The 8,612-nt window shown below is 62.8% G+C and carries 12 protein-coding genes and 1 tRNA gene; 2 read left to right on the top strand and 11 right to left on the bottom strand.

The window, feature by feature from the left end:
* Window positions 1-111 precede the first annotated feature (111 nt).
* Window positions 112-196, bottom strand: a tRNA-Leu gene (locus HMPREF3044_RS00285).
* Window positions 197-277: 81 nt separating this feature from the next.
* Between HMPREF3044_RS00285 and HMPREF3044_RS00280 the strand changes: the two genes are divergently transcribed.
* Together HMPREF3044_RS00280 and HMPREF3044_RS00275 are read left to right on the top strand one after the other, a co-directional pair.
* On the top strand, window positions 278-682 hold the full coding sequence (locus HMPREF3044_RS00280; RefSeq protein WP_070738900.1) for a hypothetical protein: 405 nt from the start codon (window positions 278-280) through the stop codon (window positions 680-682).
* Entirely contained in the window at window positions 666-1,025 is a 360-nt protein-coding gene (locus tag HMPREF3044_RS00275) for a DUF3817 domain-containing protein (protein ID WP_070738899.1), read from the top strand. Before HMPREF3044_RS00280 ends, HMPREF3044_RS00275 begins: the two co-directional genes overlap by 17 nt.
* Here the strand turns inward: HMPREF3044_RS00275 and rdgB are convergent.
* From rdgB to clpS, 10 genes are all read right to left on the bottom strand, one after another.
* On the bottom strand, window positions 997-1,560 hold the full coding sequence (gene rdgB / locus HMPREF3044_RS00270; protein WP_070738898.1) for an RdgB/HAM1 family non-canonical purine NTP pyrophosphatase: 564 nt from the start codon (window positions 1,558-1,560) through the stop codon (window positions 997-999). The two genes, HMPREF3044_RS00275 and rdgB, sit on opposite strands and share 29 nt — an antisense overlap.
* On the bottom strand, window positions 1,557-2,270 hold the full coding sequence (gene rph / locus HMPREF3044_RS00265) for a ribonuclease PH (RefSeq protein ID WP_005388982.1): 714 nt from the start codon (window positions 2,268-2,270) through the stop codon (window positions 1,557-1,559). Before rph ends, rdgB begins: the two co-directional genes overlap by 4 nt.
* Window positions 2,267-3,034 (bottom strand): MBL fold metallo-hydrolase, encoded by a 768-nt coding sequence (locus HMPREF3044_RS00260; RefSeq protein ID WP_070738897.1) that lies wholly within the window; start codon window positions 3,032-3,034, stop codon window positions 2,267-2,269. The genes rph and HMPREF3044_RS00260 overlap by 4 nt, the downstream gene beginning before the upstream one ends.
* Window positions 3,035-3,051: 17 nt before the next feature.
* Window positions 3,052-3,837: a glutamate racemase gene (murI, locus tag HMPREF3044_RS00255; protein ID WP_005388980.1), complete on the bottom strand. Its 786-nt coding sequence runs from the start codon at window positions 3,835-3,837 to the stop codon at window positions 3,052-3,054.
* Complete coding sequence (locus tag HMPREF3044_RS00250) at window positions 3,837-4,757, bottom strand: serine hydrolase (protein WP_070738896.1); 921 nt, start codon at window positions 4,755-4,757, stop codon at window positions 3,837-3,839. The genes murI and HMPREF3044_RS00250 overlap by 1 nt, the downstream gene beginning before the upstream one ends.
* A gap of 26 nt (window positions 4,758-4,783) precedes the next feature.
* On the bottom strand, window positions 4,784-5,647 hold the full coding sequence (locus HMPREF3044_RS00245) for a hypothetical protein (RefSeq protein ID WP_070738895.1): 864 nt from the start codon (window positions 5,645-5,647) through the stop codon (window positions 4,784-4,786).
* Window positions 5,644-6,363: a rhomboid family intramembrane serine protease gene (locus HMPREF3044_RS00240; protein WP_034989124.1), complete on the bottom strand. Its 720-nt coding sequence runs from the start codon at window positions 6,361-6,363 to the stop codon at window positions 5,644-5,646. The genes HMPREF3044_RS00245 and HMPREF3044_RS00240 overlap by 4 nt, the downstream gene beginning before the upstream one ends.
* A 270-nt stretch (window positions 6,364-6,633) precedes the next feature.
* The gene (locus tag HMPREF3044_RS00235; RefSeq protein ID WP_070738894.1) at window positions 6,634-7,572 is read right to left on the bottom strand and encodes a P1 family peptidase; all 939 of its coding nucleotides are present in this window, start codon (window positions 7,570-7,572) and stop codon (window positions 6,634-6,636) included.
* Window positions 7,569-8,102 (bottom strand): DUF2017 domain-containing protein, encoded by a 534-nt coding sequence (locus HMPREF3044_RS00230; RefSeq protein ID WP_070738893.1) that lies wholly within the window; start codon window positions 8,100-8,102, stop codon window positions 7,569-7,571. Before HMPREF3044_RS00230 ends, HMPREF3044_RS00235 begins: the two co-directional genes overlap by 4 nt.
* Entirely contained in the window at window positions 8,103-8,405 is a 303-nt protein-coding gene (clpS, locus tag HMPREF3044_RS00225; RefSeq protein ID WP_005394293.1) for an ATP-dependent Clp protease adapter ClpS, read from the bottom strand.
* Window positions 8,406-8,612: the final 207 nt, after the last annotated feature.

Raw genomic sequence — 8,612 nt, 5'->3', positions numbered from 1 at the left:
AACGGTACCTTTTGTCTGTCGTGCTAACCCCCCAGGAATCGCTACCCCTTAAAGCGCGAGTCTGTGCGGTAACGAATGCTCCGCAGATCTTTTGACGAAAAGTGTGCAGTTTGGTGCGCCCGGGGAGACTTGAACTCCCACGCCCTAAGGCACTAGAACCTAAATCTAGCGCGTCTGCCAATTCCGCCACGGGCGCCTGCCGTCTCACACGTACGACGGCGAAAGATATAGTAACGCGAATAGGGGATAAAAACCTAATCGGATATAATCCGAAAGTATGACTGGGAAAAAGAAGTTCAAGGTGCGCTTCTCCCACATCCTTCTTCTCACGCTCGGCGTCGCGTTCACGCTGGTCGCGGCGTATTGGCAGTGGCAGAGGTACATCTCCCCCGACGGCAGCGTGCAGAACTTGGGCTATGCCATTCAGTGGCCCATCTTCGGCGGCTTCCTCGTTTTCTTCTACCTCAAGGTGCGGGACTACGAAAACGACCGCCTCAACGAGGACGAGTTCGGCCAGGAACTCGAGCAGCTGGAGGAGGAGCACTCCGAGAAGAAGGGGAAAAAGAAGGTGACGACGGTGTCCTCCGAGTGGATGCCGTCACCAGTCAACACAGACATCGAGGCGTACAACGAGAAGTTTGCGCCTCGCCGACGAAAGGATCGACATGACGGAGACGACTAAGAAGATTCACCCCGAGAGGAAGAAACGTGTGGCCAAGGCGCTGCGCTTCTATTCCATCGCCGCGTGGGTGACGGGTGTGTGGCTCCTCGTCCTTGTTACGCGCATGATCTGCGATTACGGCTTCGGCGTGGAGATTCCGGCCTGGGCCTCGGCGATCGGCCCGCTCCACGGCCTGTTCTACATCATTTACCTCGTGGCTACGGTGAACCTCACCACGCAGGCACGGTGGGATTTGACCAAGGCCTTCCTCACCGCGCTTGCGGGCACGATTCCGTTCCTGTCCTTCGTGGCGGAGCATTACCGCCGCAAGGAAGTTACTGACAAATTTGAGCTAAACGCGTAGCGATCTTTCGCATCGCTTGGCCCCTGTGGGACAGTCGGTCTTTTTCCTCCGCCGTTAATTCGGCGGAGGTTTTTCCGTTTCCGTCGTGGGGCACAAAGATCGGGTCATAGCCGAAGCCGTTCTCACCACGGGGTTCGGCAGCGATCGTGCCGGGCCAGCGACATTCCTCCACGTATTCCTCGCCATCGGGGGTGACAAGTGCCACGCAGCAGACGAACGCCGCCTCACGGGGGAGGTCGGTGAGCTGGGCGAGGAGGAGCTTGTTGTTGGCTTCGTCGTCGCCGTGGGTGCCTGACCAGCGGGCGGAGAGGATTCCCGGCATGCCGTTTAGGGCCTCGACGGTGAGGCCGGAGTCGTCGGCAAGCGTGACAAGGCCGGTGGCCTTGGCACCGGCGCGGGCTTTGATGAGGGCGTTTTCTTTAAAGCTCAGGCCGTCCTCGACGGGCTCGGGGTAATCGGGGGTGACGACCTCGAGGCCGGTGAGTCTCTTCAATTCTGCGACTTTAGCCGCGTTGTGGCTGGCAAGGAGGATCACGCGAGGGCCTCTTTTTGCTTTTCGACGAGCTCCCGGCAGCCCTTTTCACCAAGATCCAGGAGGGTTCCCAGCTGCTCTCGGGAGAAGTCACCGTGCTCGCCGGTGCCCTGAATCTCCACGAACGTGCCGTTTTCCTTCATGATGATATTCATGTCCACCTCGGCGCGGGAGTCCTCCTCGTACGGGAGGTCGAGGCACGGGTGGCCGTCGATAAGCCCCACGGAGATAGCGGCGACGGGTGGGAGCAGCGCATCGGTCTTGTCGATGGAGGCCAGCGCATCAGCGAGCGCAACGTACGCACCCGTGATGGAGGCCGTGCGCGTGCCACCGTCGGCCTGCAGGACATCGCAGTCCAGCGCGATGGTGTACTCCCCCAGTTTGGTGAGGTCGATCGCTGCCCGCAGGGACCGGCCGACGAGGCGGGAGATCTCCTGCGTCCGCCCCTTAACTTTGCCCTTGACAGACTCACGCGGATTGCGCTCGTTGGTGGCGGCCGGGAGCATGGCGTACTCGGCCGTCAGCCACCCCTCGCCCGAATCCTTCTTGAACCGGGGCACGCCCTCCTGCACGCTCGCCGTACACATGACCCGGGTACGACCGAACTCCACCAGTACGGACCCAGCCGGGTTCGTGGTGAAGTTGCGGGTGATTTTTACTTCTCGAAGCTCGTCAGTTGCGCGGCCATCCGCGCGGGTAAAGGTTTCACTCATAGCTCCAAGCTTAACCCGGGACGCGCGACGAGCACCTCCCCGGGGAACTCCGCCTTCGCAGCACTGACCGCACCCTCGCGGTCACCCCACGGCGGAATATGGGTGATAAGCAGACGCTTCGCACGGGCCCGGCGCGCAATATCGCCCGCCTCACCGCCGGACATGTGCATGTCCGCGGGCTTTCCGGCGCTCGACGCGCCCCATGTTGCCTCGCAGATAAACAGGTCCGCATCGCGTGCGCACTCGACGAGATCATCGGTGGCGGAGGAGTCACCCGAGTAGGCAAGAACCGTACCCGAATGGCGGTGCGTGAGACGCAGTGCGTAGGCGTCAATCGGGTGGATGGCATGGAACGGTTCGACGGTGAAGCCCTCGACGATCTCCTTCGTTCCCACGTGCCACGGCCCGAACGCGAACGTATCCGTGATGTCATCGATGCCCTCGGGGTCATCGCTAATCAGCCTACCCATGCGCTCCGGGGTTTCCGGCGGGCCGAACAGGAGATGCCGCCCCTCCGCCTTGTGCGTGGGGTGGAAACGCCGCCATACCAGGAGGCTGGGGAAATCGGCGCAGTGATCCGAGTGCAGGTGACTGAAGAGGACGTGGGCATCGGCCGGGTTTATGCGGCGCTCAAGCTCCGCCATGACACCGGAGCCGATATCCATGACGATGGCCGGGCGCTCCCCGTCCTGGAGAAGATAGCCGGAAGACGGACCCACCGCGCTTCCCACGGAACCAGTACACCCAAGGATCGTCAGCTTCATGGCGCTAAGTCTACCCGCTACATCTCAAACCAGTTGATGCCGGTGTCCACGAACCGACTGGCTAACTGTGCAAAAAGACGCGGGTCCCCTGTGGTTTCGTACCTGCGCTCAGGTTCCGCATCCTCCGGCGCGAGCAGGTCCTCCTCCATGAGCAGGCGAACCACCGCCTTCGCTGTTTCTTCCGAGGAACTGACGAGTGTGACGTGATCGCCGATCGCCAGCTGGATCACTCCGGACAGGAGGGGGTAATGCGTGCAGCCGAGGACACATGTATCCACCCCCGCCTCCTGCAGGGGCGACACATACGCCTGCGCCACACCGAGGATCTGGCGGCCCGTTGTGATACCCCGTTCCACAAAGTCCACAAAACGGGGCGCGGGCGCGGCGTAGCACGTGACGCCCTCGTAGCTTTCCATCTGCCGCTGGTACTCACCGGAACGGATGGTGCCCACCGTCCCCAGAACAGCAACCTTGCCGTTCTTGGTCACCTGTACCGCCCTGCGCACCGCCGGTTCGATGACGCCGAGGACGGGAACATCGTAGAGTGCGCGCGCCTCATCGAGGAACACGCTTGTTGCCGTGTTGCAGGCGATGACCAACAGTTTGATGTCCCGGGCGACGAGCTGATCAGCAACGGATGTGCTCAGTGCGCGCACCTCATCTGCTGTCCTCGGCCCGTAGGGCGCGTGCGCCGTATCCCCCAGGTAGTGGATGGACTCGTGGGGCAGCTGATCCGCGATCGCGCGGGCAACCGTCAGCCCGCCGACCCCGGAATCGAAGATTCCAATTGGCCGTGCATCCATCAGATGAACCTCCGCAGCTGGACGTTGAGTTGATCGATGAGCCCGTTCGCCCAGGCAACGAGCGGCTCCGCGCCGGGGATAGGGATGGCGATGTGTCCGATGGGCCCGGTCGGCACGGCGGGTGCTGTGGGTGCCGTAGGCGCTCCGGGGGCCGCCTGCGTCTGCACGGGACCTGCGCACGTGAGTGGCTCGGAGCTATCCAGGAGTGGGCGCAGCTTGTTGGCTGCACGGGTGGCGGCGTCGGAGGCGCGGGTGAAGTTGTTATCCGGGGTGCGGACGGCGACGGAGGCACCCACCCATCCCCCACCCACGGGGAGGATTGCGCCCTGGCGCAGGGAATATCCGTGCTCTGGTAGCCAGCCACCCTTGATTTTCGCGCCGGGGAAGCCGCCGAAAGCCCACCGCTGGTAGTCCACGACGTTGCCCATCATGGCTTCCACCTCTGGGCCTTTGTCCACGCATGGGATGGCTGCGAAGAAAGCTGCCTGGTCAGCAACAGTCCACGAAGGCATCGCCCACCAGCCGGGGTTTACGGTGGTGGACCCGCCATCGCGGAGCACGGCGTTGACTTTGGCCGTGGCCTGCCAGCCGCCGAGTGCCGACCAGAGCCTGTCGGCAGCCGCGTTATCGGAGACGGTGATCGCGGCGGTGGCATCGCCTGTAAGGGCTGGGTTGTGGCGCAGGGCGGCGATGGCCAGGGGAACCTTGCCTGTGGAGTAGGCGGGGAAATCGGTGATGGTTCCCGCTGACCGGGTGCCCGAGGCGTCGTGAAGCGCGATACCCACGGGAACCCCCGTTTCAGCGGTGACTTCTGCGGCGACCCGATCCAGATCGGCTTGGGCGACGGCTGCGGACGCGACGGACGGAACCGCTGTGGCTGCTGTTGCCACGCATGCCAGCGCTACGAGAATTTTTTTCACAACTACCACCTTAAAATGTGTACCTCTTAGGATCTGAACGTGACGGCGCAGTCGCGCCCCACCGCCTGTTTCAGATACGGGCGGAGAGCCTTCACTGCACGCGACAACGCATCCTCCGCATCCTCGCGATACTCCTCGGATTCCACGTTCGTGGCAAGGACGATTGTCACGTCCCTTCCGTCGGCAACAGGCACAATCCCCATCTGCCGGGCCTGGTACGTGCCGTCATCGTCAGGACCCCAGCCACCCTTGAACTCCGCGTTCTTTAGCTCACCGAGACCCCAGCGCTGCTCGTCGATAACGTCGCCCATGTAATTGAGGGCGGCATCGGCATTGTCCAAACAGCGCAGGTTGGACATAAACCTCGCCTGGTGGCGCAGGCTCCACTGGGTTGCGCCGTAGGGTTCATTGGGGGCAATCTTTACCTTCGTCGCCGTGTCACCCGACGCAACGAGCACATCCTCGACGGCTGCGGCGCGCTCTTCCGGCGTGCTCCCCAGCGTCTTCCACAGCGTCCACGCCGTGTCATTATCGGACCAGCGCAGCGTCGCCTCAACAAGGTCGCTATCGGCCAGGTCTGCATCGGCATCGACAGCGGCGAGGACGATCGGAACCTTGATGGTGGACCAGGCGTTGGTTGTGGCCAGATCACCTGCCTCGTACGTTCCTGAGCCGTCAATGACAACGACTCCGAACTCCCCGTCAAAGCCGTCATCCATCGCCGCGTCCACAGCGATCTCCGCCGGGGTGGGGCTCGTGTCAGCCACCTGTGCTGGCACGGTGGTGACGCGAGCCTGGGTGGTTGCGTTCTGACACGCAGTCAGCGCACCGGCTGCCATGGTGGCAGCGAATAAGCAGGCGACAACACGTCCGGTTGCCTTTTGGCTCATCCCTGCTGTACCCCCGTCTTTTCGGGGCGAATCGGGTCATCGGAGGTGAGGAAAATGCCACAGAGAATCCCTCCGATTGCGCCGAACAGGTGGCCCTGCCAGCTCACCGACGGATCTGCGGGGAGGACTCCCCAGATGAGACCGGAATAGGTGAATGCGAGAACGACACCGAGGAGGATTTCTCGCAGGGACTTGTTGAAGATACCTCGGACGATGAGGTAGGCGAGCCATCCGTAGATGACTCCGGAGGCACCGATATGGTTGGTGCCGATTCCGCCAAATACCCACGTTCCGAATCCACCGATCACGGTGCAGATGAGTGTAACTTCCCAGAACACCCGCTTGCCGGAGCAGCCGACGAGGAATGCGAACACAGCCCCTGCCATCGTGTTGGAGATGATGTGTGACAGATTGGCGTGCAGCAGCGGGGAGGTGAGGATGAACGGCAGTGAGGAGGGATCCAGCGGGTGAATGCCGAAATTGGACAGGAACCCACCAGTGAGATAGGTGGCGATGAATACTGCCCAGATGACGATGACGAACCCTACCGCGATGCGCAGCCCAACCTTGATGCCACCCCGTTGACGGGGCTGTTGGGGTGCGGGCGCGGGCGTGCCCGGCACGAGTGGTGACTGTCCGTACTGATTAAACTGGCTGGTGTACCCGGGTGTGCGGTACCCGCCACGGGGGTTATCAGAGGAAGAAAAACTATTCATCTGCACCGCTGTCCTTTTACACGAGATATCCATGAAAACTTTCGCCGTAAACGATAGCGCATGATGACCGCATCCACGTACTACAGCAACCCGCGTCGGTACCCCTGCCCCGCGTCCGCCTGTCCCCACTGCTAAGGGCGCAAGGGGCACAAGGGGCGCACGGAGGAGCCATGTCCGGCCCCCGGCAGCCGGTTAGGAAGCGGTTACAAGGCCGTTACAACGCGATGTCCACAACGCGATGTCCACAACGCGATGTCTACAGCGCGGTGTCTACAACGCGATGTCCCGAAACGCCAGCCGCCCGTGTGTGCCCGCAGCATGGGTGATCGCGCACTGGATGGCCTTTTGAGTCGCATCGGCACTAGCCGCGCACAGCGTCACCATATCGATGTCTGGGCCATTGCCTGCGCCAATTCCTGTGGATGCGCCGGGGTCTACGGGATCAGCTAGCGCGAAGATCGTGTCACCGTCGAGGGGCGAGTGACTCGGGCGGACGGCGCGGGCGAGCCCGTCGTGGGCGACCATCGCCAGGCGCTTCAGCTGCCCCGGCGCGACCGGCGCGTTCGTTGTCACGCAGCCGATGGTGGTGTTGAGCTTCGGGCGAGGCGGGGTGAGGGCAGAGAACTTTTCGTAATCGACCTTTAGATCTGTGTCCCACAGGCAGTGCGTTGCAGGGTCGACAACATCCCCCATGGGGTTGGCGACGATATACGCCGTGACCTCGTATTCTCCTGCAGAAACGGTGGCTGTGCCGAAGCCGCCGGAGATCCTACCTGCGGTCGCTGCTGTGCCGGCACCCACGGAGCCGACGTCTACCTTCGCCGGGTCACCGTCGGCGGCTAGGGCTGCGGAAAGGGCGGTTTGACCGTCGACAAGCGTGGGGCGGTGCGCAGACGAGCCGACGAAGAGGTCGAAGATGACGGCTGCGGGAACGATCGGAACCACCGGCCCGCCGTCGATGACGGGAAAGCCGATGCCGCGTTCCTCCAGCCCGAGCATGACACCGTCGGCGGCGGCAAGACCGAAGGCGGAACCGCCGGAGAGGACGATGGCGTGCACCTTTTCTACTGTGTTGTGGGCTTCCAGGAGGTCCGTTTCGCGGGTGCCGGGGCCACCACCACGAACATCCACGGCCGCCAAGGCCCCCTCCGGGCACGCGATGACCGTGCAGCCTGTGTCCCCCAGTGTGGCGTGTCCTACGTGGATCACAGCATGGCCTCCAAAAGTGAGTCCTGGTGGTAGGCCAGCCACTCCACGAGCCGCTGGCGATCCTCTTCGCCCGTCCCGTTCATTGGGGCGGAGGAGGCGATGTAGAGACGGATATCGTTGACGGCTGCCACCCACTGGTTGGCTTCTTCCGGGGTCAGCTGCACAGCAACGTTGCCGTCGGGACCGAGCTTCTGCGCAATCACCTGCAGGTTTTCCAGCTTCGCCCGGCAGATGTCGTTCTCCGTCAGGCTGCGCATGAGGGCATTGTCGCCGTCGAATTCTTCGTCCTCGGCGCGCTGAAAATCGGGCAGGAGGCGGGCTAGCCCCGGATCGGTCGGCGGCTCCTTGTGTCCGGAGCTCATGCCCGTGATTTCCTCGAGCGGATCCTTGGGTGCGCTTTGTGTGCGTTCGATGAGTTTCTCGGCGACGACGGAGGCGAGGTTGCCGAGCACTTCCCGCTCCATGGGGCCGAGCACTGTCTCAAAGTGCGCGGGCCGCATGAACGGTTTTTTCTTCTTCCACGTTTCCATTTATCCCCCCTGCTGCATTGTTGCCCACAGCCCGGCTGTGTGCATTTTCTTGACGTCAGCTTCTACCTTGTCGCGTTCGCCGGAGGAGACAACAGCTTTCCCCTCCGTGTGTACCTGCATCATGAGCTCCGTGGCTCGCTTGCGCGAGTAGCCCAGCATGGTCATGAACACGTGCGTGACGTAGCTCATCAGGTTGACGGGGTCATCCCAGACGATGCACATCCACGGCAGGTTCTCCGAGGTCGCAACCTCCACGTCCACATCAACGTCGGGTGTTGCCAGTGGCGAAGCGGGCATGCTCATGCGCGGTCACCTCCTAAACGGTAAGTCATGCCCCCCAGTGTAGTGAGCTTTGCGGAATCGGGGCGCGTAGGCGTACACACGGCGCAGCCATTCGCGGGCGTGTACGACAGCCACCCTTCAGGCCGCTCATCCCACCGCGTGACACAGCCGGGGTGCGCCTCCACCGTGTGACACGGCCGGGCCGCGCCTCCACCGTGTGACACAGCC

Source organism: Corynebacterium sp. HMSC073D01 (assembly GCF_001815555.1).
GTDB classification, from domain to species: domain Bacteria; phylum Actinomycetota; class Actinomycetes; order Mycobacteriales; family Mycobacteriaceae; genus Corynebacterium; species Corynebacterium glucuronolyticum.
This window is presented reverse-complemented; position numbering and strand designations above follow the sequence as displayed.

Coding starts and splice junctions, on each gene's coding strand:
- rph (WP_005388982.1), bottom strand. CDS start 2,270: ATGAGTGAAACCTTTACCCGCGCGGATGGCCGCGCAACTGACGAGCTT.
- HMPREF3044_RS00280 (WP_070738900.1), top strand. CDS start 278: ATGACTGGGAAAAAGAAGTTCAAGGTGCGCTTCTCCCACATCCTTCTT.
- murI (WP_005388980.1), bottom strand. CDS start 3,837: ATGGATGCACGGCCAATTGGAATCTTCGATTCCGGGGTCGGCGGGCTG.
- HMPREF3044_RS00275 (WP_070738899.1), top strand. CDS start 666: ATGACGGAGACGACTAAGAAGATTCACCCCGAGAGGAAGAAACGTGTG.
- HMPREF3044_RS00230 (WP_070738893.1), bottom strand. CDS start 8,102: ATGGAAACGTGGAAGAAGAAAAAACCGTTCATGCGGCCCGCGCACTTT.
- HMPREF3044_RS00260 (WP_070738897.1), bottom strand. CDS start 3,034: ATGAAGCTGACGATCCTTGGGTGTACTGGTTCCGTGGGAAGCGCGGTG.
- HMPREF3044_RS00245 (WP_070738895.1), bottom strand. CDS start 5,647: ATGAGCCAAAAGGCAACCGGACGTGTTGTCGCCTGCTTATTCGCTGCC.
- HMPREF3044_RS00240 (WP_034989124.1), bottom strand. CDS start 6,363: ATGAATAGTTTTTCTTCCTCTGATAACCCCCGTGGCGGGTACCGCACA.
- clpS (WP_005394293.1), bottom strand. CDS start 8,405: ATGAGCATGCCCGCTTCGCCACTGGCAACACCCGACGTTGATGTGGAC.